General features: G+C 59.0%; 22 protein-coding genes. 7 read left to right on the top strand and 15 right to left on the bottom strand.

Translation table 11 applies throughout. The features are described 5' to 3' along the window. Nucleotides 1–54 precede the first annotated feature (54 nt). Nucleotides 55–999: a LysR substrate-binding domain-containing protein gene (locus tag HVA01_RS01585; RefSeq protein ID WP_146872773.1), complete on the top strand. Its 945-nt coding sequence runs from the start codon at nt 55–57 to the stop codon at nt 997–999. A gap of 10 nt (nt 1,000–1,009) precedes the next feature. On the opposite strand, the gene HVA01_RS01580 is transcribed toward HVA01_RS01585, so the two are convergent. From HVA01_RS01580 to HVA01_RS01540, 9 genes are all read right to left on the bottom strand, one after another. Then, the gene (locus HVA01_RS01580; protein ID WP_146872772.1) at nt 1,010–1,936 is read right to left on the bottom strand and encodes a Gfo/Idh/MocA family protein; all 927 of its coding nucleotides are present in this window, start codon (nt 1,934–1,936) and stop codon (nt 1,010–1,012) included. 33 nt (nt 1,937–1,969) lie between these two features. Continuing rightward, nucleotides 1,970–2,740, bottom strand: coding sequence for a FadR/GntR family transcriptional regulator (locus tag HVA01_RS01575; protein ID WP_146872771.1), 771 nt, complete (start codon nt 2,738–2,740; stop codon nt 1,970–1,972). A 150-nt stretch (nt 2,741–2,890) separates the two neighbouring features. Continuing rightward, complete coding sequence (locus tag HVA01_RS01570) at nt 2,891–5,260, bottom strand: glycoside hydrolase family 3 N-terminal domain-containing protein (RefSeq protein ID WP_146872770.1); 2,370 nt, start codon at nt 5,258–5,260, stop codon at nt 2,891–2,893. Between the two features lie 234 nt (nt 5,261–5,494). Beyond that, nucleotides 5,495–6,535: an ABC transporter ATP-binding protein gene (locus HVA01_RS01565; RefSeq protein WP_146872769.1), complete on the bottom strand. Its 1,041-nt coding sequence runs from the start codon at nt 6,533–6,535 to the stop codon at nt 5,495–5,497. A 54-nt stretch (nt 6,536–6,589) separates the two neighbouring features. Next, the gene (locus tag HVA01_RS01560; protein WP_146872768.1) at nt 6,590–8,197 is read right to left on the bottom strand and encodes a glycoside hydrolase family 43 protein; all 1,608 of its coding nucleotides are present in this window, start codon (nt 8,195–8,197) and stop codon (nt 6,590–6,592) included. 10 nt (nt 8,198–8,207) lie between these two features. After that, nucleotides 8,208–9,032 (bottom strand): carbohydrate ABC transporter permease, encoded by an 825-nt coding sequence (locus HVA01_RS01555; RefSeq protein ID WP_146872767.1) that lies wholly within the window; start codon nt 9,030–9,032, stop codon nt 8,208–8,210. Next, complete coding sequence (locus HVA01_RS01550) at nt 9,029–9,961, bottom strand: carbohydrate ABC transporter permease (protein WP_146872766.1); 933 nt, start codon at nt 9,959–9,961, stop codon at nt 9,029–9,031. The genes HVA01_RS01555 and HVA01_RS01550 overlap by 4 nt, the downstream gene beginning before the upstream one ends. Before the next feature lie 71 nt (nt 9,962–10,032). Next, nucleotides 10,033–11,322, bottom strand: a complete 1,290-nt coding sequence (locus HVA01_RS01545; RefSeq protein WP_146872765.1) for an ABC transporter substrate-binding protein — start codon at nt 11,320–11,322, stop codon at nt 10,033–10,035. A gap of 77 nt (nt 11,323–11,399) precedes the next feature. Next, a complete protein-coding gene (locus HVA01_RS01540) occupies nt 11,400–12,170 on the bottom strand; it encodes an SDR family NAD(P)-dependent oxidoreductase (RefSeq protein ID WP_146872764.1) in 771 nt (256 codons plus the stop codon). A 308-nt stretch (nt 12,171–12,478) separates the two neighbouring features. Here HVA01_RS01540 and HVA01_RS01535 point away from each other — a divergent pair, with 308 nt between their 5' ends. Then, nucleotides 12,479–13,684 (top strand): ROK family transcriptional regulator, encoded by a 1,206-nt coding sequence (locus tag HVA01_RS01535; RefSeq protein ID WP_146872763.1) that lies wholly within the window; start codon nt 12,479–12,481, stop codon nt 13,682–13,684. Nucleotides 13,685–13,778: 94 nt separating this feature from the next. Here the strand turns inward: HVA01_RS01535 and HVA01_RS01530 are convergent, their stop codons facing one another. Together HVA01_RS01530 and HVA01_RS01525 are read right to left on the bottom strand one after the other, a co-directional pair. Beyond that, nucleotides 13,779–14,723: a DMT family transporter gene (locus HVA01_RS01530; RefSeq protein WP_146872762.1), complete on the bottom strand. Its 945-nt coding sequence runs from the start codon at nt 14,721–14,723 to the stop codon at nt 13,779–13,781. A gap of 56 nt (nt 14,724–14,779) precedes the next feature. Further along, entirely contained in the window at nt 14,780–16,582 is a 1,803-nt protein-coding gene (locus tag HVA01_RS01525) for an IlvD/Edd family dehydratase (RefSeq protein ID WP_146872761.1), read from the bottom strand. A gap of 380 nt (nt 16,583–16,962) precedes the next feature. On the opposite strand from HVA01_RS01525, the gene HVA01_RS01520 reads away from it, so the two are divergent. From HVA01_RS01520 to HVA01_RS01500, 5 genes are all read left to right on the top strand, one after another. After that, nucleotides 16,963–18,054 (top strand): TRAP transporter substrate-binding protein, encoded by a 1,092-nt coding sequence (locus tag HVA01_RS01520; RefSeq protein ID WP_146872759.1) that lies wholly within the window; start codon nt 16,963–16,965, stop codon nt 18,052–18,054. Nucleotides 18,055–18,167: 113 nt separating this feature from the next. Next, the gene (locus tag HVA01_RS01515) at nt 18,168–18,761 is read left to right on the top strand and encodes a TRAP transporter small permease (protein ID WP_146872757.1); all 594 of its coding nucleotides are present in this window, start codon (nt 18,168–18,170) and stop codon (nt 18,759–18,761) included. Between the two features lie 3 nt (nt 18,762–18,764). Further along, a complete protein-coding gene (locus tag HVA01_RS01510; RefSeq protein WP_146872755.1) occupies nt 18,765–20,048 on the top strand; it encodes a TRAP transporter large permease in 1,284 nt (427 codons plus the stop codon). 37 nt (nt 20,049–20,085) lie between these two features. After that, complete coding sequence (gene araD1 / locus HVA01_RS01505) at nt 20,086–21,078, top strand: AraD1 family protein (protein ID WP_146872753.1); 993 nt, start codon at nt 20,086–20,088, stop codon at nt 21,076–21,078. Between the two features lie 11 nt (nt 21,079–21,089). Further along, the gene (locus HVA01_RS01500) at nt 21,090–22,667 is read left to right on the top strand and encodes an aldehyde dehydrogenase (NADP(+)) (RefSeq protein ID WP_146872752.1); all 1,578 of its coding nucleotides are present in this window, start codon (nt 21,090–21,092) and stop codon (nt 22,665–22,667) included. 6 nt (nt 22,668–22,673) lie between these two features. Here the strand turns inward: HVA01_RS01500 and nanR are convergent, their stop codons facing one another. From nanR to HVA01_RS17735, 4 genes are all read right to left on the bottom strand, one after another. Beyond that, on the bottom strand, nt 22,674–23,396 hold the full coding sequence (gene nanR / locus HVA01_RS01495) for a transcriptional regulator NanR (RefSeq protein WP_146872751.1): 723 nt from the start codon (nt 23,394–23,396) through the stop codon (nt 22,674–22,676). A 99-nt stretch (nt 23,397–23,495) separates the two neighbouring features. Then, complete coding sequence (locus tag HVA01_RS01490) at nt 23,496–23,774, bottom strand: Ldh family oxidoreductase (RefSeq protein ID WP_246129378.1); 279 nt, start codon at nt 23,772–23,774, stop codon at nt 23,496–23,498. Beyond that, nucleotides 23,758–23,928: a hypothetical protein gene (locus HVA01_RS17360; RefSeq protein WP_170243452.1), complete on the bottom strand. Its 171-nt coding sequence runs from the start codon at nt 23,926–23,928 to the stop codon at nt 23,758–23,760. The genes HVA01_RS01490 and HVA01_RS17360 overlap by 17 nt, the downstream gene beginning before the upstream one ends. 13 nt (nt 23,929–23,941) lie before the next feature. Next, nucleotides 23,942–24,076, bottom strand: coding sequence for a hypothetical protein (locus tag HVA01_RS17735; RefSeq protein ID WP_281288454.1), 135 nt, complete (start codon nt 24,074–24,076; stop codon nt 23,942–23,944). Nucleotides 24,077–24,138: the final 62 nt, after the last annotated feature.

Below are 24,138 nucleotides of genomic sequence, written 5' to 3'. Positions count from 1 at the left end.
ACGTACTAGCTTCGATATGCTTTTAGTTATCAATGACAACGCAAGGCCTATCCCATGGGCGTTCTTGACGAAAACTGGTTTTTAGACGTGCGACTAAAGTTGCGCCATTTTCAGCTATTTTTAGCCTTGGACGAGCAACGTAATCTGCACCGGGCCGCCGAGCAACTCAATATGAGTCAGCCCGCCGCCTCAAAACTGCTCAGCGATTTGGAAGCTAACCTGGGGATTCGGCTCTTTGATCGCCATCCGCGGGGGCTAACGCCGAACTGGTACGGCGAAATCATGATTCGCCATGCCCATAGCATGCTCTCGGCGTTACACCACACCGGCGAGGAGTTGAATGCACTGCGTGAGGGTAATGCAGGAACGGTGACAATTGGCACGGTGATGGCACCGGCGGTGACGCTTATTACCAGCGCGATAGAGCGGGTGCACCGCGACCGGCCGGGACTAAAAATCAGCGTGGAGGTGGCGGTTAGCAAAGTGCTGGTACCGCGCCTGCTCGAAGGCGAGCTGGATTTCGCCATTACCCGAATACCGGCAGGCGTTGATGCAGAGCGCTTCGTGTTTGAGGAGATTGGCGAGGAGGAGCTGTGTTTTGTCTGTCGCGAGGGGCACCCGTTAGCGGATAAAGCGTCGCTAAGCTTGGCGGATATGGCGGTCTATCCCTGGTCGTTGCAGCCCGCCGGCGCGCTGATGCGCCAGCGAGTGGATAGCCTGTTCCTGCACCATCAGGTCGCACCGCCCCGCCAGATAATTGATACTGCCGATCTGCTGGTGTCGCTGGCGTTGGTGGATAAATCTGACACCATCACGGTGACCACGCGTGAAGCCGCCAACCTGCTCTGCAACCCGCAGCGCTTTCACCTGTTGCCCTTCAGCGAAACGCTTAGTGTGCAGCCCTATGGACTGGTGAGCTTACGCCACCAGCGGCTTTCGCCTGGGGCCGCCGCGTTCATGAGCACCCTGCGCGAACTCATCGCCCAGGGTGACCAGTGAGACACCGGCGTTACTCAATAAACGCCTCGGTAGCCTCACGATGACCGTATAGAAACGCATCGGCGACCTGGCGCAGCGGGGCTATGTCCACCTCGCTACGTTTGCTGGCAATCAGCTCGGCAAAGCGCGCGTAAAGGCCTTGATACTCCCGCTCTTCGGCGTCAATAATCAGTTCGTCATCAATCATCAGGCGGCAGCCGCCATGCGTCAGACTCAGACGGCTGCCGTCGCTGTCGATATGCATATCCCAGGTGGGCGGGCCGCTCTGACGAAAGTCGAACGCTGCCTCAATCGACGCGCCTTGCGGATCGGTGAACGTAAGCTCGGCGGCAATCGGGGTTTGCGCGTTACTCGGCACCAGCAGCTGCGCCTGTTGCAGAAAGAATGGCTGAGGCAGGATTTCAGTCGCAATGGAAAGCGCATTGATGCCGGGATCAAAAACGCCCATGCCACCCGGCTGCCAGATCCACGCCTGGCCGGGATGCCACACCCGCACGTCCTCCTTCCACTCGATTTCCACCCGCTGCACCTGCCGCTGGGCTAACCACTGCTGAGCCCTGGCCACGCCAGGGGCAAACCGCGAGTGCCAGGCGGCAAACAGGCTAACGCCCTGGTGAGAAGCGACGGCAATCAAGTCCTCCACTTCGCTTAACGTTGCCCCTGGCGGCTTTTCAAGCAGCACGTGCTTGCCACGCATCAGCGCTGCCCGCGCTTGGGCGTAGCGCAAGTGTGTCGGCGTGCAGATTGAGACGGCGGTAATGTCAGGATGAGCATCCAGCATCGCCTCCAATCCTTGATAGGCAGGAAGATCCGGCAGCGAGGCGTAAGGGTCCGCAGTGGCTACCAGATGGCAGCTTGGGGTGGCAGCGATTGCTGGGAGGTGCTGGTCGCGGACGATTTTGCCCACGCCTACCAAGCCGAGGTTGAAGTCAGACATACGCTTACCTTTATTATTGGCTATTAAAAAAGCTCAGGAGGCGGTGTGTGGCAGCTCAACACTGCGCCCTAGTGAACTGGCACTGTGCTCAAGCCCTAACGCCTCTGCCGTACCCGCCAGCACCGCCTGGGCGGCCAAGAAAGCTTCTTTGGGACGGCGCAGGCGGATACTTTCCATCAGCCTACGGTGACGTTCAAGGCTTTCTTCCGGGTCAGCCGCGCTCTCATTGGACATGGAGATCAGCATATAAATCGAAGGGCGCAGAATATGTGATAGCTGCGCCCAAACGATATTATGGGTCGCCTTGAAGATGGCTTCATGAAAGGCAAAATCGCACTCGCTATGCAGCCGTCGCTCCTCTTCACAGGTGGCATTGCGCAAATTCTGCCCTAGCCCTTCGAAGGCTTCTTCAATGGCCACCAGATCACGTGCTTTGGCGCGCTTGGCGGCGGTCATCGCCACGTAGGGCTCGACATCCAGGCGGAAAGCGAGGATTTCACGCTGAATATCCGGGTTAGGTGCGGCGTAGCGGGTCAACCAGTCGGTCACCTGGGCGTCGAGAATATGCCACTCCGAGTACTCACGCACCTTGGAGCCATGACCAGAGATTCGCTCGATAATGCCGACATCGACCAGTTGACGCAGGTCGCTACGCACCGCTGAACGGTTAATACCGAAACGCTCGCACAGGTCCACTTCACGCGGCACAAAGTCACCGGGGTGATAGTGACCACCGAATATCTCTTCGGCGAGATATTCGGCGACGCTAGGGCGAACGACGGGTTTGCTGAGAGATGATGTCAATGCGATGAGACCCTGTTTCGATTCAAACTCATCATAACGTACTTGCTCCTATCGAGCATCGACAGTAGCCCACGGGGCTAGCGACTACCGCCGCTGGCGATAAGCACCACAGGGTGGTTTTATCACCGCCAGGGGGTAATACCACGCCAACTACAAGGTAGCCGTGGAGGTGCTTTCCATTTTCCATGTTGTCGGCAGGACGCGACTCTCGTCCCCCACCACCTTGATGCAGCCCTTGAGCGGCAGATCGTTGCTGGAGGGGCCCACCGCAATATCAAACTCCCCCGGCTCGACGATGCGCTCCCAGGGGCGGTCCGTGTAGTTGAGCATATCCACCGGGACCGTAAAGCGCACAGTGGCGATGGCCCCAGCGGGTACCACCACCTTGCGGAACGCCTTCAACTCCTTGACCGGTCGTACTCGCTTGGCCAGGCGGTCGTGTACATAGAGCTGGACCACCTCCTCGCCATCGCGATGACCGATATTCTCGATGGTCACCTCAATCGATATCTCGCCGGTGATGGCCACCTCTGGGGTCTCGATTTTCAGTTCGCGGTAGGCAAAGCGGCTATAGCCAAGGCCATAGCCGAAGGGATAACGGGCTCCGAAGCTGCGAGAGATCGGCGTTCCGCTACTCTTGAACTTGTGGTTGTAGAAATAGGGCATGGCCCCAGCGCTCTTGGGCACCGAAATGGGTAGCCGCCCCGACGGGCTCACCTCACCGCTGAGAACATCCACCAGGGCATTGCCGATCTCCTGGCCACCGCTAAAGGAGAACAGCAGCGCGGCCACCTTATCCTCCAGGCCACCCAGGGAGTAAGGCCTGCCGCCGGAGAGAATGACCACGACGGGCGTGCCACTAGCGACCACCGCCGCGAGCAGCATCTGCTGCACACCGGGCAGCTCCAAGGTATCCGTGTCTGAGCCTTCGCCCACAGTGCCGCTCTGGAACAGGCCAGGCAGGTCGCCCAGGAAGACCAGGGCGATGTCGGCCTGGGTGGCGCAGACCACGGCCTCCTCGATGCCCGAGCGATCCTCGCTAATCGGGGAGTCGATCTGCAGCGAAGCGCTATCCTCGACGTCCCCTGGGAATACCGCGCCACCGGATCGCGGCGAGGCGAGAATATCGCACCCCTTGGCATAGGAGATCCTGCCGGCATAGCGCTGCTGCAGCGCCTGCAACGGGGTGACAACCTGCTCTGCGCTCTCCTGGGTGTCCTCATGCAGCGAGTGGACGGGGAAGCTGTAACCGCTGAGATGCGCCAAAGGGTCGGCAGCTGTTGGGCCAATCACCGCGATCTTGCCATAGCGCTCCTCCTCCAGGGGCAGCACACCATCGTTCTCCAGCAGTACCAGCGACTGGCGGGCCAGCTGCCGCGCCAGTTCAAGGGTTTCCGGCCGCTGAAAGTCGACCGCGTCTTCGTCACTATAGGGCCGCTCGAAGAGTCCCACCCGGAACTTCTCGGTCAGCACCCGGGCAACAATGGCGTCCAGCGTCGCATCGGGCAGAGCCTCGCGATCCTCGGCGTCAAGCTTGCCGACGCAGTCATCCCCGGGAAGCTCGACATCGAGCCCCGCGGCAAAGGCCTGACCGGCGGCGTCCTTGGCGTCGCGAGCGGTGCCGTGATGCTGATAGAGCAGGCTCACGCCGATATAGTCCGCCACGATCAGCCCATCGAAGCCCCACTGCTGACGCAGCAGCTGTGTCAGCAACCGGTGATCGCTATGAGCGGGCTGGCCATCGATATCATGGTAGGCGGGCATGACGCTGCCGGCGTTAGCCTGCTTGATCGCCATCTCGAACGGCAGCAGGAAGATATCGTTAAGCTCGCACTCGCCCACACGCACCGGTGCATGATTGCGTGCCCCTTCGCTGAACGAGTGGCCGACATAATGCTTCAGGGTCGCCAGCATATCGCGCGCCTCGCCCTGCAGACCGCGGACATAGCGCGTCCCCATGACGCCGACCAGGTAGGGATCCTCACCGAAGGTCTCCTCAGTACGCCCCCAGCGCACGTCCCGCGAGACGTCCAGCACCGGGGCCAATCCTTGTCGACAGCCGATGCTCCTGGCTTCCTTGCCGATGGCGCTGGCGACGGCCTCCACCAGTTCAGGCTGCCACGTCGCCCCATGGTTGAGCGGCCCCGGAAACAGCGTGCTGCCGCGACACATCACCCCGACTAGGCACTCCTCATGGGGCAATGCCGGAATACCGAGGCGGGTGTTCTCTACCAGGTAGCGCTGCAGGGCATTCAGCGCTTGGACGCCCTGTCGCGGCTCAACCCCGTGGGAGCCCAAGGGCCGAGTGATCTGGCCAAGGCCGTTGGCGAGGCGGCTCTGCCAGCCCTCGCTCGACGTTCCGGCAAAGCCATCTTCGCGCAGTCGATGCTGCCCCTCGGGGTCCAGCAGCAGCCATAGGGCATGGATCTGGGCCAGCTTTTCCTGCCGTGTCATGCGCGCTAACAAGTCGCGCACCCGCTCATCAAGCGGTGCCATTGTATCTTTATAGAGAACTGTCATATCGACTTACTCCAATACATAAAAATGGGTTCCGTTCAGGGCCGAGAAGCGGTGGCGTTGCTGGAGCGATTGATCCCCTCATTCGTAAGCCATCGCTTCGAGCTCCTTGCCGCGCTTTTCATTGACGAAACGCAGTACAAAGAACACCGATACCACGGCACAAAAGGTGCCGAGGGCAGCTATACAAAAAATGATAAAAATATAACTGGATTGACTAAACACATGGCGTGCCGCTTAGGCCATGCTGGCCCGAGGCCATTCCAGCGTCTCGTTCGGCAGGCGCACCCCATCAGCATCGAAGGCGTGCAGCAGGTCATGGCGCGGGGTCAGGTAGAGCGTATCGCCACTGCGTAACTCAGCATCGCCGGGCAGGCGCACGGTCAGCGGGCCAATGGCATCGCAGTCGACATAGGCGAAAGCATCGGCACCAAGCATTTCCACCACCCGCACCCGACACTGCCACTCCCCTGCATCGTGGCTCACATCGAGATGCTCGGGGCGTATGCCGATCGTCGCGGCGCCGTACTCCTTGGCCACCTCGCCCCCGATCAGGTTCATCTTGGGTGAGCCGATGAAGCCGGCCACGAACAGCGTCTCGGGATGGTGATAGAGCGCCATGGGTGTTCCCATCTGCTCAATGCGACCGGCATTCATCACCACGATGCAGTCGGCCAGGGTCATCGCCTCGACCTGATCATGAGTGACATAGACCATGGTCGCGGCGAGGCGCTGGTGCAGTTCGGCAAGTTCCACGCGCATGCGATTGCGCAGCGCCGCGTCAAGATTGGACAGCGGCTCGTCGAACAGAAAGACGCCAGGATTACGCACGATGGCGCGGCCAATGGCGACACGCTGACGTTGCCCGCCGGAAAGCTCGGCAGGCTTGCGCTCGAGCAAATCCTCGAGGTTGAGCAGGCGCGCCGCGTCGGCCACCTTGTCCTTACGCTCCTGAACAGGCACCTTGGCCAGGCGCATGCCGAAGTCGATGTTGCGCGCCACCGTCATATGCGGATAGAGCGCATAGGATTGGAAAACCATGGCGATGTTGCGATCGCTGGGTTCAGCGGTGGTGACGTCGTTTCCCCCGATGGAGATCGCACCACGCGTCACCGTTTCCAACCCGGCGATCATGCGCAGTAGGGTCGACTTGCCACAGCCAGAAGGCCCCACCAGTACGGTGAAGGAACCCTCCTCGACGTGCAGGTTGAGGTTGTGGATTACCGTGGTATTGCCTGGGAAGGTCTTTTCGATGTCGACCAGTGTCACTTCAGCCATAGCGTGCTCTCGTTTTTGCGCTTGTTGTAGCTATTGATGCGCAGATAATTGGGTTCAGTGGATATGGCGCCGGTAGCAAAACTCAGCGAAATCCGCTGACGTCGCTCGCCCGCTGATGTCGTGGGCCGCCATACCCAGGAAGTTGCCGGTGAAGTAGCCATGCGCACGACCGCTGCCCTCGTCCGATAGCAGTCCAGCGTCCAGTACCGGGCCGACCGACCGCCAATCCGCGTCACCCTGGGCGAAGCGGAACTGCAGTTCATGCTCGCGAATATCAAGGCCAAGACGCACCGGTTGATCGGGAGCGAGCACCACAGCGCCGCTAGCGGCGAAATCGAGCCGCCCGCTGGGCCACTCGTCGTGGCAGCTCATCACGCTGAGTACCTTGTCGCCGCTGTCGTTCAAGGTCACGGCGAGGTAGTGAAACTTGAAGCGGTTGTAGTAGGCGATCAGCCCGGCAAACTGTTGGATCTCGTCCGGCTCGAACTCGAGCTCGGTATCGGCGCTGCAGATCCAACTGTCCTGGCGCCGTGCCACCAGCGCCTGCTCGAACCAGGCGCCCACCGACTCGCGGCCATAAAGGCGCAGGAAGCCTGGCCGCTCGCTCAGTGAGAACAGCCGCTCGGGATAGGGTGTGCGCAGCCACTGAAAGTCCGCTGGCAGTGTGCCGGGCTTGAACTCATAGACTTCTTCGCCCGCCGGGGCACGCTGCGCCACGCCGGGCATGGAAACCTCCAGAGCCGGTGTATTGCCGCCGTGAGCCAGTCGCAGCCAGCCATCCTCGCCCCATACGGCCCGCTGGATCGCCGTCTCACGCCCCAACGGCGAGCGGCGCGTACCGGGCAGCGGCCTGCTACACAGGTGCACCATGAAGGTTTCGCCGTCAGGCGTATCGACCAAGTCAGCGTGGCCGGCACGCTGCAGTGGGTTCTCCGCATTATTGCGGGTGGTCAGCACCGGGTTGTCGGGGTGAACTGCATAGGGGCCGGTGATCTCGCGAGCGCGCGCCATGGTCACGGCGTGGTCGTAGCCGGTGCCGCCCTCGGCCACCAGCAGGTGGTACCAACCGTCACGACAGTAAAGGTGTGGCCCCTCAGTGAGCTTCATCCAGGTGCCAGTAAAAACGTTATGGATCGGCCCGACGAGGCGTTTGCGCTCGACGTCGTACTCCTGCAGCAGAATACCGCCAAAGCGGTCACCACCTTCCTGTTGGCGATAGTCCCACTTGAGGTTGACCAGCCACTTGCGGCCGTCCTCGTCGTGGAATAGCGAGGGATCAAAGCCGCTGGCGTTGAGATACACCGGGTCGCTCCAGGGGCCCTCGATGGAAGGCGCGGTGACCAGGTAGTTGTGGCCGTCCTTGAAGTTGCCCTCGTAGCGCTTCATATCAGTGTAGATCAGCCAGAACAGGCCATCAGCGTGGGTTAGGCACGGCGCCCAGATACCGCAGGAGTCCGGGTTGCCGCGCATATCCAACTGGGTGGCCCGGGCCAGCGGCCGAGTGGCCAGTTGCCAATTAGCCAGATCCCGGGAACGGTGGATCTGCACGCCGGGATACCACTCGAAGGTCGAGCTAGCAATGTAGTACTCCTCGCCGACCCGGCAGATCGAGGGGTCGGGGTTGAAACCAGGGAGTATCGGGTTGCGGATGGTGTCGGTCATCGGTAGTTCCTCATCCCTTGACGGAGCCGCCGGTAAGACCGGCCACAATGTATTTCTGGGCGGCGAGGAAGAAAATCACCGCCGGCAAGATGGTCAGCGTCACGAAGGCCAGAATCATGTTCCACTGGGTCAGATACTCACCCTGGAACTGCATCATGCCGAGTGGCCAGGTATAGATGTCGCGGTCATTGAGCACTACCAACGGCAGCAGGAAGTTGTTCCAGCTCTGTACGAAGACGAACACACCGACGGTAGCGAGTATCGGCGTTGACAGCGGCAGGGTGAACGACCAGAAAAAGCGCAAATAGCTGCAGCCATCGACATAGGCGGCCTCGAACAGCTCTTTAGGCAGTTGGTCGAAAAACGCCTTGAACAGCAGGATCGCCAGCGATAAACCGAAGGCGGTCTGCGGCAGGATGACCGCCCAGTAGGTGTCCAGCAGCCCCAGGTCTCGCACCTTGATAAACAGCGGCAGGATCGCCGCCGCAAAGGGAAACATCAGCCCCAGCAGCAGGTAGGAGAGGATCATCTTCGAGCCGAAAAAGCGGATTTGCGAGAACACATAGGCCGCTGCAGCCCCCACCACCAGGGTCAGTAACACCGTCATCGACGAGATCAGGAACGAGTTACCCATGTAGCGCCAGAAGCTGCCATCGAGAAAGATCTCGATATAGTTTTCCAGGTTCCAGCTTGCCGGCAGCCACAACGGATTTGTACGCAACTCGGCGTTGCTCTTGAAACCTCCGAAGAAGGAGGCGAGCAACGGACCGATAACCAGACTGGCGACCAGGATCAGTACGATCACACGCAGCGTGTTTCGGGTAGTCGTCGTCATGTGCGCTCCCCTTGCTTCGTGGCCCGCTGGTAGAACATGGCAATGCCGATAGCGAGCACAAACAGCACCACGGCAGCGGCGCTACCGAAGCCAATATTCAGCCGCGATAGACCGAAGGTATACAAGTAGGTAACGATGGTATGGGTCGAGTTAGACGGCCCGCCGTTGGTCAACGGAATAATGATGTCGAAGATTTGCAGCGAGCCGATGATGGCGAAGAAGCCGCTCACCACGATAGCGTGCTTGATCAGTGGGACCTGCACGAACAGTGCCACCTGACGCGGCTTGGCACCTTCCAGTTTGGCCGCCTCGATAAGATCTTTGGGCACGCTCTGCAGCGCTGCAATATAGATCATCATGTGGAAGCCAAAGTACTTCCAAACGATCACCGTCATGATCGCCGGGAAGGCCCACTGGCGATCGGCCAGCACATAGACCGACTCCTGGCCCAGAGATTGGAACATCATGGCGGTGATGCCGTAGTCACCGTCGAAGACAAAGCTCCAGATCAACCCGGCGGCCACCTCGGCGAGAATGTAGGGCAGGAAAAACACCAGCCGAAATAGCGTATTGGTCGGTGTCTTGCGATACACCATCAGCGCCAGCCCCAGGGCCAGCGGCATCTGGATGATCAACGAGACGAGGATCAGTTTGGCAGTGTTTCCCAGCGCGGTATGGAACACCGAATGATCGAGCAGTCGCTCGTAGTTCTGGGTGCCGACAAAGTCGGTAGGCGCACCGTAGCCGTTCCATGAGAAACCGCTATAGTAGACAGCATCGGCGAGCGGCAGGATGACAAACAGCGAGAAGAGAATCAGCGCTGGCGGCAAAAGGATCAGCACAGCGGTAAATTTGCCGCTGGCCAACCATTGCCGTAAGCGATCGGCGTTGCTTCTCCTTTGCACGTCGGGTCGGGTCAGAGTACTCATGACGTCTTCCATTCAGGGGTCAGTATCCGGCGCAGCGAAAGCGCTGCACCGGGCATGCGCGGGTCAGGGCTTCAGCGGAACATCCAGGCCTCTTCAACCTGGGCGGCTGCCTCCTCGGGGGTAATCGCGTCCTGAGCCAGATCACCGCTAATGTCGTTGACCGTAGCACCCACTGACGTACCTAGCGCTTGGTCAAGGAACACCTGATGGAAGTTAGATGCGTTGAGAATCTCTGCCACTTTGCGTGCGTAAGGAGTTGTAAGTTCTGCTTCGGAGCCTTCAGCCACCGGCACGAAGATACCCAGCCGCGCGGCCTCGCGCTGATTCTCTTCGTTGAGCAGGAAGCGCAGGAAGTCCACCGCTTCATCAGAGGCGTCACGCGTGACGGCAAAGCCGTTCATCCCCCCGAAACTGTCGTCATTCCCAGCACCACCTTCAACACGAGGGAAACGAATAAACTCAAGGTCTTCGTCCGGCACGCCCTCCCCGCTCATGGAGCGCTCTTTAGAGGGGATATAGTCCCAGTCGCCCATCAGGTGCAGGGCCGCTTCGCCGTCGCCGAACATGCCGCTGGCTCGCTCGTAGGAGGTAGCCATGAAGCCCGACTGGAAGGGATCGAGTTCAACGAAAGACTGCAACAGCTCGCCGGCCCGTACGAAAGGTTCGCCTTCAAAGCCGCCATTTTCGCCCTGTTTGGCCGCTTCGATGCCCTCACCGCCAGCCAGCCGCGTCACCAGGTAACCCCAGTAGAAGTGCAGCGGCCAACCGTCCTGGCCGCCCACCACGGCAGGCGTAATGCCGTTCTCACGCAGAGCGATCACCGCCTGCTCCAGCTCCTCCCAGGTGTCGATGGCTTCAATGTCGACGCCCGCCTGCTCGGTCAGAGCGGTGTTGGCCCAAAAACCGACGACGGTGGCGTAGAGCGGCGCGCCATAGACACGCTCATCAAGGGTGAAGGCACGCACCGCTGATTCGGGGTAGATGTCCTGCCAGCCGTCCTGCATCGCCTCGGTAAGGTCACGCACGAAGCCAGCCTCGACCTGGTCGCGCAGCCCCTCGCCACCCCAGCTGTAAAAGATATCGGGCCGCTGGCTGGACTGCAGTAGCGTCGGCAGGCGCGTTTTGTACGCCTCGTTGGCGATGTACTCAAACTCGACAGTGACGTCGGGATGCTGAGACTCGTACTCGGCGACGATATCGTCGTAATACTGCTTCTCGACATCGCTGATCTCGACTCTCAGCACGCTCACGGTGGTATCCGCAGCGGCGATGCTGGAACTCAGCGCTGCCGCAATGGCAACGGCCGCCGTTAATCCACGTTTGCAGGCTGGTGTGTATGCGTGGCTAATGTAATGTTTCATGGCGCACTCCTTGTTGTATTGTAAGAGCATGGCGCATCTCTCTTATTATATATCTGCTAACTGCCTTGCGTGGGCGGTTACCCCCAGCCGCCATCGACGGCAATTTCCTGCCCGGAAATTGCCAGGCTTTGCTGGCTGGCCAGGAACAGTGCCAACGGCGCCACGTGTTCCGGGACCAGGCGTATCTTTAGGCATTGATGTGCCTGTATCGAAGCTTCCTCGTCGGGACCGATCCACTTCTCCAACTGGCGCTCGGTCATGATCGAGCCGGGCACCAGCGTATTAACACGAATATTATGCTTACCCAGATCCCGCGCCAGGCTGCGCGTCAAGCCATGTGCTGCCGCCTTCGCTGTCATGTAGGCGGAAAGGTCGCCAATAGCCATTCTCACGCTGATCGAACCGAAATTGATGATTGAGCCCCCGCCGGCCTTGATCATCTGATGGGCCGCGGCCTGGGCGGCAAAGAACATCGGCCTCAGATTGATGGCCATGCGTTCATCCCAATAGGCAACATCGACCTCTTCCCAGGTATGGCGGTCGTCGTTGGCAGCGTTATTGATCAGGGTGTGTATCGCCCCTAAATCACGCCCCACCTCGGCAATCGCCGCCTGCAGGTCTTCGACATCGCGAATGTCGCAATGCCGATAGTGCGGCATCCGTCCCGTCTCCTCCTTCAGCGTCTCCACCAGTGCTTTGCTGGCAGCATCATCGATATCGACGAACGCAACCGTAGCTCCCTGCAGATGAAAAGCTCGCGTCAGAGCGGCCCCAATGCCACTACCCCCTCCGGTAATGAAGACCACTTGCTGTTCGAGGCTGGGGTAACCCGCCGCGTCGTTGTTCATGCTCTCTCCACTTAGTTTTATCTATTTACTAAGTAAGAATGGACACTCCTGTGGGGAAGCCGCAATGCGACATTAGTTCAACCTTTAAACTTATTGCTTAAAATGACGCAATTGCCGTTGGCGTAACACCCTGTTGTGACTCGCGCAGACATAGTCGATAGAGCGGTATTCGTTTAAGCTTGGAACCAAGTTTTTTTTGCTCGTGCCGGCCGCCATGGCAGTCCTCTTCGCTGAGAGGCTTTATGGGTGCATGGCAAGCTATCAATCCACTGCGCTCCGGTGTGCAGACTTCAGGGCCCCATTCATCTATGCCAACCAGCTATCATCAGCAGAACAAGGCGGGCGATCTCCATTTCCTCAAACGACTCAACCGCAGCGCCATTCTTGAGCTGATACGCAGGACGCCAGGGCTGACGAGGGCCGATATTGCCACTCACGCTCAATTAACCAAGGCGACTGTCGGTGGTGGCGTGCAATCACTGCTCAAGCAGGGATGGCTGTGCGAAGGCGAACTACAAAAAAGCAACGGCGGTCGGCCGGGCCGCTCGCTGTATCTGAATGATCAGCACTACGCCATGCTCGGCGCAGAGGTCGGTGTACATGGGCTACGCCTGGTTGCTTGTTCGCTATCGGGGGAATTACTGGCTTCACATCATCAACACCTGGTGCCGACCACACCCGAAGTGACCGCCGAACTGCTCGCTGAACTGCTGCACAAATTGATGGCATCGTCTGCGCTAGCAGGACGTTACTGCCTAGGTATCGGCGTCGCCCTGCCCGGCCCTATCGACCCGGGCACGCCCATACTGCGTCTCGCCCCTAATCTCGGCTGGCGCGACATTAATTTCCTCAAATTATTATCCCCCCTTCTGCCCCAGATGACCGGGATTTGGATGATGGATAACGAAGCAAAATCAGCTGCCTTTGGCGAAATCTATTTCCGAACGGGACAGATTCCCGACTCCCTGGTCTATGTCAGCGCCGGGACCGGCATCGGCAGTGGCATGGTCGAGGGCAGCCATCCGCCGCTCATATCACGCGGTCTCCATGGGCTAGCTGGCGAGATCGGCCATACGGTATTGCAGCCTGGAGGGCTCTACTGCCATTGCGGCAATCGCGGCTGTGCCGAGACGCTGGTCAGCGGCTGGTCTATCCGCGCAGCACTCAGCATTGCCGAAGAAGAGAATCTTATCGAAGCCGTACTGCCACGCCTGCATGAGGAGCAGGTTCAGCTGACACTTCGCCGCGCAGGTGAAGCGCTGGGCACCTTGCTACTCAACCTCCACCACACTCAGAACCCCTCCGAAATCGTTCTCGGCGGATCACTGGTCCAACTTGGCGCTCCCCTTCTCGACCCTGCTCTGGCCTATTTCAAAGCCCATCAGGACCGCCTTCTTGGTACGCATCGCCAGGTTCCCCTGCGCGTCATTGAGGACTCCACGTTCATTGCTGCCCGCGGCGCCGCCGCACAAGTACTGGCTAATGTGATTCACGGGCCTAGCGACTTGATATAACCATTTTCGACGCAAACGTAACCGCCAACTAAGTCAAGAAATTGACATACTTCTCTATCAGTTCGACGACAGCGACCTCGAAACCCAAGGGGCATCATAGTGTCTTCACACGCTCATCTGGGTGCTGCAGCGCCGCGCCCGTAACGGCACGCTGCCTGAGCTCCAACCGTCGTTCATAGAGTCCTTTGGCAAATAGCGTACCCAAGACGAGGGTGCCGCCGACCAATGCCATCGGCGCGGGCTGCTCGCCGAGTATCCACCAGGCCAGCAGCGTGCCAACGACGACCTCCAGCAGTATCAGCAAACCTACTTCAGCGGACGGCAGGTACAGCGGCCCGCGCTGCAGCAGCGTCACACCGCAGGGCACAATGATCAGGCAGAGTAGGATCACCACGGCAAGCTGGTTGACGGCTGGGAAGGAAGGCTCGCTCCCCGACAGCCAAAACAGCCCGGCGACGCTGCCGACAATAAGGCCGTTGAACACCAGCATCGGGCTCATATCGACCCCCGGTCGGGTGCGACACAGGGTAAAGTTAATCGCCAGGGTCGTCGCCGCCATTAAGGCAAAACCGTTGCCTACCCAGGAGCCTGCGCCTGCGTCATCGAGGGCTATCATGGCGATACCCACCATGCAGAAACAAATCGCCAGCCAGGTTCGCCTGGGCAAACGCTCTTTAAGTATTACCCAGGAAAGCCCGGCGGCGATAAGCGGCGAGCTGGCCAGGATCATCAACACGTTGCCCGCCTTGGTGTACTGGTTGCCCAGCACAAAACCGCAGGTCGTCAGACTGAACAGCAGCGCCACGGCGATGCCTGTCCAGCCACAGCGCCGGTAGGCCGCCAGGGTGCCACGGCCATAGCGCAGCAGGGCAATCAGCAGGAAACCAAGCGCAGAGAGAAAACCGCGCCACATGAGGATTTCCGCATCGGGCAGGTCGGCGACCTTGATCAGCAAGGCATCCGGCGCCATGGTCAGCGCGCCGCCACCGGTCAACAGCAGGCCCTGCTGGCGATGCGAGAGGGATGCAAACGCCGACATATCAGTGATTATCCTTTATAATGATTGTTCTTAAAGGCTGTCCTTAATGACTGTCCTTAGTGATTGTCCCTGGGCGGATGCTGGCGAGCCACATCGCGGTACTTGGTAGCGGGCTCCAAGGTCATGCCACGATCCAGCGGCTCAACCATCGTGCGCTGAATCTCCTGCCAGGGCGTCTGGTGGCCTGGGTAGCGGTAGCCACCCTGCTGGGCCAAGCGCTCACGACGCGCCTCCAACTCACTGGTATCAATCAGTAGTTTCACCTCGCCCCGTTTGAGATCGACCCGCAGCCGGTCGCCGCTCTCCAGCAGCGCCAAGCCGCCGCCCGTCGCTGCTTCAGGCGATGCATTGAGAATCGACGGCGAGCCGGAGGTGCCCGATTGGCGGCCATCTCCCAGGCACGGCAGCGATTCGATCCCCTGTTTGATCAACGCCTCCGGTGGCTGCATATTGACCACTTCGGCACCGCCGGGGTGCCCTACCGGGCCCGCTCCGCGCATTACCAGGATGGTGCGTGCATCAATGTTCAACGTCGGGTCATCAATACGCGCGTGGTAATCCTCCGAGCCATCAAACACCACCACCTTGCCTTCAAACGCTTCCGGGTCGTCAGGATCGTTCAGAAAGCGCTCGCGGAAGTCCCGAGAGATCACGCTGGTTTTCATCAACGCCGAATCGAATAGATTGCCCTTGAGATTGAGGAAGCCCGCGTGGTTCACCAGTGGATCGTTATAGCGGCAAATCACATCGGCATCCTGGGTTTCACGGCCTTGCAGGTTATCGCCTATGGAGCGTCCATTCACCGTCAACGCATCGCTATGCAGCTTACCCGCCGTTTGTAACTCATGGAGGATCGCCGGCACGCCCCCGGCGCGGTAGAACTCTTCACACAGGAAGGCCCCAGCGGGCATGACGTTGGCCAGTAGCGGAATCTCATGACCCAGGCGCTGCCAGTCATCGTTATCGATTTCAATGCCCGAATGGCGGGCAATGGCGTTGATGTGTACCGGCGCGTTAGAGGAGCCGCCCAGCGCCGAGCAGGCCACAATGGCGTTCTCAAACGCTTCACGGGTCAGAATATCCAGCGGCCTAACATCCTCCCAGACCATATCGACGATCCGCGTACCGGTGTCGTAGGCCACCATCGCGCGCTCTTTATAGGGTGCGGGAATCACCGCCGAGCCCGGCAGGCTCATGCCCAGCACTTCGGCCATGGAGTTCATGGTGGAAGCGGTACCCATGGTGTTGCAGTGGCCAATTGAGGGCGCAGAATCACTGGCACGGGAGAGGAACTCCGCGTAGTCGATATCCCCCGCCGCCAGGCGCTTACGAAGCTCCCAGATAATCGTGCCCGAGCCGACTCGCTCAGCGCCGCGCCAGCCGTTTAGCATCGGCCCCCCGGACAGCACGATAGCGGGAATATTCACCGTTGCCGCCGCCATCAGCGCCGCCGGGGTGGTTTTATCGCAGCCGGTGGTCAATACCACACCGTCTAACGGGTAGCCATGCAGCACTTCCACGATGCCCAAATAGGCCAGGTTCCGGTCCAGTGCGGCGGTGGGCCTGCGTACGTTCTCGTGAATAGGGTGCATGGGGAATTCAAACGGCACGCCGCCCGCGGCGCGAATGCCGTCTTTAACCCGTTTAACCAGCTCAATATGGTGGCGGTTACACGGGGTTAAATCAGAGCCTGACTGGCAGATACCGATAATCGGCTTACCGCTGGTTAGTTCATCCAGGGTGATGCCGTAATTAAGGTAGCGCTCAATGCATAGCGCCGTCGTACCGGGGTGATCAGGATTATCGAACCAATAACGTGAACGCAACTGATCGGGAGTTATTCGCTGAAAATTGGCCATGGTGCCACTCCACGCCTAAAGTAAATGCAAGGGAAAGAAGGCGTGCCTCAACCACTAAAACCACGCCGCCAACATTATCGTTTTAATCGCCTACTGATTGCGCATAGGGCTTTGTGCATAGAGCTTTGCGCATAAGACAGTCCTAAAACGGTACGCCTTCTTCTCGACAACGTCGACACATACAAAAGTATATGTTGAACATACGACCGAAACGTTAGACATTTAGCTGGGCATTGCGGTACTTTCCTCGACAGGACAGTTCCGCACACATACAAAAACAACACACGACCTGCTGTAGTTCGCTGAGTAGCTCAATGAGTAGTTCGCTGAGAAGACACCCTTAGCGTAGCGATCTACAGCACGCCAGGAGAGCGATCACTATGAATTATCGTTGGAAGCATACGCTGTTAATGACCGGGATAATGACCGGCACCACACTGTTAAGCTCAACGGCCGTTTACGCGCAAACGCCTGATCTATCCGATCCACCAGAGATCGAGGGTGATGTCATCACCGAGGATCTTGGTTCGCATAATATCCGTGTGGGTCTTGGCTTAGCCGAGTCCTCACCGCTGTATATCTCTACTCAGTATTTCGGTGACATCCTTTCCGAGCGCACCGAAGGGCGGCTGACGGTTGATGTATTTCCTAACAGTCAGCTGGGCGACGATGCGCAAATGATGGAGATGCTACAAACGGGGACCCTGGATATGACCATTCCCTCTACCTCGCCTGCGACCAGCTACGTAGATGAGCTTGCCGTTTTCGACCTGCCGTTCCTGTTTCCTACCCGTGAAGCCGCCATGGCGGTGCTAGAAAGCGATGTTGCCCTGGACCTGCTCGACAAGTTCGACGGGACCGGTATTAAGGCCTTCGCCTATCATGAAAACGGCTACCGCCAACTCACCAATAGCGTGCGACCCGTTGAGTCGCCTGAGGATGTGGCGGGATTAGACGTTGGCGGCCTGACCATTCGTACCATGGAAAACCCCGTGCAGCTGAGCATCTGGGAAGCATTGGGTGCCAACCCAACGCCGATGGCATTTGGCGAGGTATTTTCGGCCATGGAGCAAGGGGTTATCGACGGCCAGGAAAACCCTTGGAGCACCATACTGACCTCCAATTTTCATGAAGTGCAGGATTACGGCTCCGAAACACGCCACGTTTATACCCCCTTTATTATCATGATGTCCGAACGTACCTGGGATCGCCTTGATCCGGCCTACCAGGAACTCGTGGAAGAAGCCGCCCGCGCGGCAGCCGCCTACGAGATCCAGCTGGCCACTGAATACGACGACTGGGCACGCAATCAGCTTGAAGAGCGCGGTATGCAAATTACCCGCCTTAATGACGACCAAATTGCCGCCTTCCAAGAAGCCGTGCAGCCCGTTTATGACGAGTGGGCCCCGCGCATTGGCGAAGATTTGGTCGCTGAAATTCAGCAAATTGTCGAATCGACGATGGCAGAGTAAGCGGCTTGCGGTAGCCGCGCTTTTATTAAATAGGCTGCATCGACAGGCCGTATTAATAGACCAGGCAAGAGGCAGGCGCCTCTTGCCATCTTATTCGTCTCTTCGGAGCGCTTATGGACACTCCCAATACCCCCCTTCCGGATACCGCGGCATTTCTCGACGATCCCCAGCGCAAACCGTTAGAGATCGACACTGAGGAGCGCCGGGGCCCTGCGCTATTTCGTTGGTTAACGCTGGCCATGGAGCACATTATCGCCGCCTTGCTGGTGGCGCTGATCGTCTCAGTATCAGCCAACGTCATTGGTCGCTCGTTGCTTAATAATTCTGTGCCCTGGGCCGATGAGCTGGCCCGCATGCTGTTTATCTGGCTGATTTTTATCGGTGCCGCTGCCGCCTTCGCCCGTTTTGAACACATTGCCGTGGATATCCTTGTACGGCGGCTAAAGCCGCGTGCGGCCCATACGTTGTACCTGATCCAGCACCTGATTATCACCGGGTTGATGGGGGTCATCATCTGGGGAGGATTTTTGGTGATTTCACGCGCTTCCGGTCGCACTGCGATCCTCAACGTGCCCTGGAGCTTCGTCAACGTCTCGCTCGTGCTCTGCGCCATCTTTATCGGCGCGGTGGCGATTTGGCGCGCTTGGCAAAGTATTCAACAGATACGCTCGCCTGATGTTACGACATCATCCGATGGAGGCCGCTAGACCATGCTATGGATTTTTCTCGGCATTCTATTCGCTTCGCTAGCGCTAGGCCTGCCCATTGCCTTTGGCCTGGGCATCGTCGCCGTGGTGATGGCGGTACTTTCTGACATACCGCTCTCGATATTGATTGAGCAGTCGATTCGCGGCGTTAACAGCTTTCCGCTGCTGGCAATCCCGTTCTTTATTCTGGTCGGGGAGGTGATGAGCAACGGCGGCATCGCCCGCCGGCTGATGGAGCTTGCGGGAGCGCTGGTCGGCTTTGTGCGCGGCGGCCTCGGCCAGGTAGCAATTACCGGCTCAATGTTCTTCGGCGGCATTAGCGGCTCTGCCGTCGCCGACACCGCAGCGACCGGCGCGATGATGATTCCCTCAATGACCAAGCAGGGCTACACCGCCCCGCAAGCCACGGCGATCAACACCGTCTCGTCGGTGATCGGCATTATCATTCCGCCCTCTATTCCGCTGATTCTCTATGGCATTGTGACCGAAACGTCGATTAGTCGGCTGTTTATTGCGGGCATCGTGCCGGGCATATTGATCGGTTTTGGCTTAATGACAACAACCTTCATCATGGCGACCATCGGCCACGCCGGGCAGACGCGCAAATTCCGTTTCGATGTTTTATGGCAGGCGTTCAAAGCGGCATGGCTGGCGTTGGTACTGCCGGTACTCGTCATCGGCGGCATTATTGGCGGTATATTCACTGCTACCGAGGCCGCTGTGGCGGCGTTACTTTACTCGCTGTTCATCTCGCTGGTGGTCTACCGCGAATTCAAGATTACGGCACTCTGGGGCATGCTGATTCGCACCGCCCGCTTGACGGGCATGGTCTTGCTACTGCTGGCATTCGCGACCGTTATTGCGTGGTTTTTAACCATTAATATGGTGCCGCAGACGCTGGTTACCCAAGTCCAGGCGATCACCCAAGATCCTTTCCTGTTGCTGCTAATTGTCGCGGGCTTACTGCTGCTAGTGGGGTTTGTGATGGACCTGACCCCCGCTATGGTGATCATGGCACCGATGCTAACGCCCATTGTCACCTCAGTAGGCGTCGACCCCGTCTACTTCGGCGTGCTGATGGCGTTTATTCTTGGCATCGGTCTTTTGACACCGCCCGTAGGCACCTGCCTGTATGTCGGCTGCGGGGTCGGCAAAGTCTCTATGGAACAGCTGGTTAAGGCCATGCTGCCCTACTACGCTACTTTGCTAGTGGTGCTGGTCATCCTGATTGCCTTCCCCGGCATTGTGACTTGGTTACCTGACCTCACTGACGTGAGAGGCAATTAATGACAACCCTTACTATCACTACAACAAGGAGATCATGATGCGGTTGATTCAGTACCTTGACCAGCGCCGACTGAGAGTGGCCCTGGTGGAAAGCGCCGACGCAGTTCGCCCCATTACCATTGACGGCGGCACCTACGCGTTGGCTCAGGCGGCTATCAACACGGGGGAGTCGCTTGAAGATGCCATTACATCCCGCTTAGAAGACAGGCTCATTGATTATCAAGAGCTGGTTGATGAGCGCCGCTTGCTACCACCCCTTACCCATCCCGACCCTGCTCACTGCCTGGTAACCGGTACCGGGTTGACCCACTTAGGCAGTGCCGACACCCGCTCAGCCATGCACGCGAAAACCCAAGTCGCTGAGACCGAGCTAACGGATTCAATGCGCATGTTCAAACTCGGTGTCGAGGGCGGCAAACCCGCCGCTGACTCGGTCGGCGCCCAGCCGGAGTGGTTCTATAAAGGCGATGGTGACTGCATCGTCGCGCCGGAAGCAGAGATGCCCAGCCCCGCCTTCGCCGAGGATGCCGGTGAAGAGCCCGAGCTGGCCGGGCTGTATGTTGTCGCATCCGATGGCACGCCTTGGCGGATCGGCTATGCCATCGGCAACGAGTTTTCCGATCACGTTACCGAACGTTTCAACTATCTATGGCTGGCGCACTCCAAGCTACGCGCGTGCAGCGTTGGCCCAGAACTGCTGGTCGGCAGCCTTCCCGCTCATTTAGAAGGCACCAGCCGCATTGTGCGCGACGGTCAAACGCTGTGGGAAAAGCCGTTTCTGACCGGTGAAGCCAATATGGCCCACAGCATCGCAAACCTTGAATACCACCACTTTAAATATCCGGGCTTTCGTCGTCCTGGCGATGTCCACGTGCACTTCTTCGGTACCGCCACCTTAAGCTTCGCCGACGGCATTAAGGTACGCGAAGGGGATCGCTTCGAAATCACGCTTGGCGATTTTGGTCGGCCACTACGCAATACGCTACAGGTGCAACCTGAACTCGAAACCACGCACGTTAACGCGCTTTAAGGGAGGCCATCATGACACTGCAAGGCTCACTGCTAATCGGCCAACAGGCCGTCACCGGCTCAGAAGCCGAGATTTATGCTATCAACCCTGCCACGGGTGAAGCCCTGGCACCGAACTATCGTGGCGGCAACCACGTTGAGGTGGACAAAGCCTGCCAGCTTGCTGAAGCGGCGTTTGACCACTACCGCGAGACTTCGCTGGAGACCCGCGCCCGCTTTTTGGAAACCATTGCCGAGGAAATAGAGGCCGTTGGTGAAGCGCTAACCGAGCGCGGCGTAGCCGAAACCGGCCTGCCCCAGGCGCGCCTGGAAGGTGAGCGTGGGCGTACCTGCGGTCAGCTGCGGCTGTTCGCCTCGGTAGTACGCGCGGGCGAATGGCTAGACCTGCGCCACGACCCGGCAATGCCCGAACGCCAGCCGCTACCTCGTACTGATCTGCGCCAGCGCCACATTGCGTTAGGGCCGGTCGCCGTGTTTGGCGCCAGTAACTTTCCGCTGGCCTTTAGCGTCGCGGGGGGTGATACCGCCTCGGCATTAGCGGCAGGCTGCCCCGTGGTGGTGAAGGGCCACTCGGCGCACCCCGGCACCTCGGAGCTTGTCGGACGCGCCATTCAGCGCGCGGTTGCCAAGTGCGACTTACCTGACGGGGTATTTTCGCTACTGTTCGGCTCGGGCAATGAGATCGGCCAGGCATTGGTCGCCAATCCGCACATCAAAGCGGTGGGCTTCACGGGCTCACGTCGCGGCGGCACAGCGTTGATGGCCACCGCCCACGCTCGCCCGGACCCCATTCCTGTCTACGCCGAGATGAGCAGTATCAATCCGGTGTTCCTGCTGCCTGAAGCGCTCAAGGCACGCGGTGACAAAATCGCAGAAGGCTTTGTCGGATCGCTGAACATGGGCGCGGGCCAGTTCTGTACCAATCCGGGCCTGGTGATTGGCATTAAAAGCGCCGAGTTGGATGCGTTTGTGACAGCGGCTGGCGAGGCCGTTAAAGGTAGCGCGGCCCAAACCATGCTCACGCCGGGCATTCACGACGCCTATCAAAACGGCGTATCAACACTGGCGAGCAAGTCTAACGTCAAGGAGATCGCTCGTGGTCAAACCGGTGATAGCCCCCATGGTTGCCAGCCAGGGCTTTTCGTCGCTAGCGCTAGCGATTTCTTAACCGATGAAGACCTGCAAAGCGAAGTCTTCGGCGCGACAGCGCTGGTGATCGAGTGTCGCGATAGCGATGAAATGCAGCGTATTGCTGAGCACTTGGAAGGCCAACTAACCGCTACGCTGCAGATGGATGACGGCGACCTGGAAAGCGCCCGCCAGCTACTGCCAACGCTGGAGCGCAAGGCGGGACGTATTCTGGCTAACGGCTGGCCTACCGGCGTCGAGGTATGCCACGCCATGGTGCACGGCGGTCCGTATCCCGCCACGTCAGACTCACGCACCACCTCGGTGGGCAGCGCGGCGATTTATCGCTTCCTGCGCCCGGTCTGCTACCAGAACCTACCCGCGGGCCTACTGCCTGAAGCGTTGCAGGACAACAATCCTTTTAACGTTTCACGGCTAGTCGACGGCAAACGCGAGGGCTAGGACTGTTTAGGAGGCATCCGAGAGGCGCTTTTTAAGCTGCATATAAGTGCCGTAGTGACGGTCGAGGTGGCGCCGCATGGCGGCCTCGGCCGCATCCGGGTCGCGGGATTCAATCGCCGCGATAATTTCGCTATGCGCAGCGGTGGCGGCGATGTCTTCATCTTTTTTCTGCAGTACCAGTGCACGACGATCATCCAGCCACTCGGAGAGCGCCACGTGAATGGCATCAAAGATCGGGTTGCGGCCAATGCTGGCTAGCACGCCGTGAAAGGCGTTATCGGAGCGCTTAAAACGCGCTTCGTCGCCAATCGCATCGCGATTATCGGCCAGCGCATCGCGTAGCCTGCCCAAATCCTCCTCGCTGGCATTGTGCGCGGCATAGCGGGCTAGCGATATTTCAAACATGGCCCGCGCTTCCTGGAAGTACTGCTGGCCGTCGGGTTTGGAAAGCAGTTGCCGGGTGACCCCGGAAAGTCTGGCCATGACCGCCTCGGCGGTGGGACGAATCACCCTGGCACGGGTGCCGCTGTTGATCGCAATTAAACCCAGCTGCTGGAGGTGAAACAGCGCTTCACGTACCGCGGGTCTGCCCACGCCAAACTGCTCCATCAGCTCCCGTTCTGAAGGCAGTTGATCATTTTCACTTAGCCGCCCCTCGAGAATTTCCGCCTCGAGCTGTTCAGCGACCTGTTCGGACAGCGTTTTTCGCTCGATCCGGTATCTGCTCATAGGCAGTCACCCCTGGTTAACCTGAAATTCGCCGCCATTTTACTGCATTTTTCGCCATTATCCTTCAACTCAGCCTTCAACTAAGCCTTCAGTCAGACCTCAATCGAGCCGAGTGAGCGGGGCTATTTGGTACTGTCGAGCGATATCGGCATAGGCCTGTTGATTGGCAGCATCAAGTGGGATGCCTTCAGCATCGCGTTTGGCCTGGCAGCGCCATTCCCTATCCCCTGGCGCCATTACCTGTGCTCCCTCGGCGGCTGGCTGGGAACGTAGGTCGGCTAAATAGTCCGCTAACCCACGCGCAAAGGTACCTTCGTCTACAAACGCATCGGGTTTCATGGCTAGGAAAAAATGCCCAACCCTACGCGGGGTCGACATAATGACTGTCGATGCCCATGCGCGAGGCGGTCACCAGGGCCCGGTTAACCGCCGCTACCGAGGCAGCGTCGGCACCGGCCGCCGCGAGCACCGCGGCCATAAAGCGCTCCAGGTCATCGCGGGCAACACGGAAATCCTGCTGGGCGTCAGACATCAATCGCTCCTATTCAGCGGTAAAGCAGTGTGGGCAGCCGACACGGCATTAGCTGCCCGCCGTTAACCTCAATGATTTGGCCAGTAACATAGCCACTCAGTGCATCAGTGCCAAGGAAGACATAGGCGCCGACGCACTCCTCTAACATGACATTCTCCTCAACGCTTTTTGTTTTTAAGGGATCCCTGCTTGGGGAAACTGCCGTCATCT

Source organism: Halovibrio variabilis (assembly GCF_007991175.1).
In the GTDB taxonomy this organism is placed as follows: domain Bacteria; phylum Pseudomonadota; class Gammaproteobacteria; order Pseudomonadales; family Halomonadaceae; genus Vreelandella; species Vreelandella variabilis.
The sequence above is the reverse complement of the archived record's forward strand: the minus strand, read 5'-3'. Positions and strand labels throughout refer to the sequence as shown.

Bases quoted from the DNA above. Each gene is read 5' to 3' on its own strand.
- HVA01_RS01585 (WP_146872773.1), top strand. From the start codon at position 55: ATGGGCGTTCTTGACGAAAACTGGTTTTTAGACGTGCGACTAAAGTTG.
- HVA01_RS01580 (WP_146872772.1), bottom strand. From the start codon at position 1,936: ATGTCTGACTTCAACCTCGGCTTGGTAGGCGTGGGCAAAATCGTCCGC.
- HVA01_RS01570 (WP_146872770.1), bottom strand. From the start codon at position 5,260: ATGACAGTTCTCTATAAAGATACAATGGCACCGCTTGATGAGCGGGTG.
- HVA01_RS01565 (WP_146872769.1), bottom strand. From the start codon at position 6,535: ATGGCTGAAGTGACACTGGTCGACATCGAAAAGACCTTCCCAGGCAAT.
- HVA01_RS01560 (WP_146872768.1), bottom strand. From the start codon at position 8,197: ATGACCGACACCATCCGCAACCCGATACTCCCTGGTTTCAACCCCGAC.
- HVA01_RS01555 (WP_146872767.1), bottom strand. From the start codon at position 9,032: ATGACGACGACTACCCGAAACACGCTGCGTGTGATCGTACTGATCCTG.
- HVA01_RS01550 (WP_146872766.1), bottom strand. From the start codon at position 9,961: ATGAGTACTCTGACCCGACCCGACGTGCAAAGGAGAAGCAACGCCGAT.
- HVA01_RS01545 (WP_146872765.1), bottom strand. From the start codon at position 11,322: ATGAAACATTACATTAGCCACGCATACACACCAGCCTGCAAACGTGGA.
- HVA01_RS01540 (WP_146872764.1), bottom strand. From the start codon at position 12,170: ATGAACAACGACGCGGCGGGTTACCCCAGCCTCGAACAGCAAGTGGTC.
- HVA01_RS01535 (WP_146872763.1), top strand. From the start codon at position 12,479: ATGCCAACCAGCTATCATCAGCAGAACAAGGCGGGCGATCTCCATTTC.
- HVA01_RS01530 (WP_146872762.1), bottom strand. From the start codon at position 14,723: ATGTCGGCGTTTGCATCCCTCTCGCATCGCCAGCAGGGCCTGCTGTTG.
- HVA01_RS01525 (WP_146872761.1), bottom strand. From the start codon at position 16,582: ATGGCCAATTTTCAGCGAATAACTCCCGATCAGTTGCGTTCACGTTAT.
- HVA01_RS01520 (WP_146872759.1), top strand. From the start codon at position 16,963: ATGAATTATCGTTGGAAGCATACGCTGTTAATGACCGGGATAATGACC.
- HVA01_RS01515 (WP_146872757.1), top strand. From the start codon at position 18,168: ATGGACACTCCCAATACCCCCCTTCCGGATACCGCGGCATTTCTCGAC.
- HVA01_RS01510 (WP_146872755.1), top strand. From the start codon at position 18,765: ATGCTATGGATTTTTCTCGGCATTCTATTCGCTTCGCTAGCGCTAGGC.
- araD1 (WP_146872753.1), top strand. From the start codon at position 20,086: ATGCGGTTGATTCAGTACCTTGACCAGCGCCGACTGAGAGTGGCCCTG.
- HVA01_RS01500 (WP_146872752.1), top strand. From the start codon at position 21,090: ATGACACTGCAAGGCTCACTGCTAATCGGCCAACAGGCCGTCACCGGC.
- nanR (WP_146872751.1), bottom strand. From the start codon at position 23,396: ATGAGCAGATACCGGATCGAGCGAAAAACGCTGTCCGAACAGGTCGCT.
- HVA01_RS01490 (WP_246129378.1), bottom strand. From the start codon at position 23,774: ATGTCGACCCCGCGTAGGGTTGGGCATTTTTTCCTAGCCATGAAACCC.
- HVA01_RS17360 (WP_170243452.1), bottom strand. From the start codon at position 23,928: ATGTCTGACGCCCAGCAGGATTTCCGTGTTGCCCGCGATGACCTGGAG.
- HVA01_RS17735 (WP_281288454.1), bottom strand. From the start codon at position 24,076: ATGTTAGAGGAGTGCGTCGGCGCCTATGTCTTCCTTGGCACTGATGCA.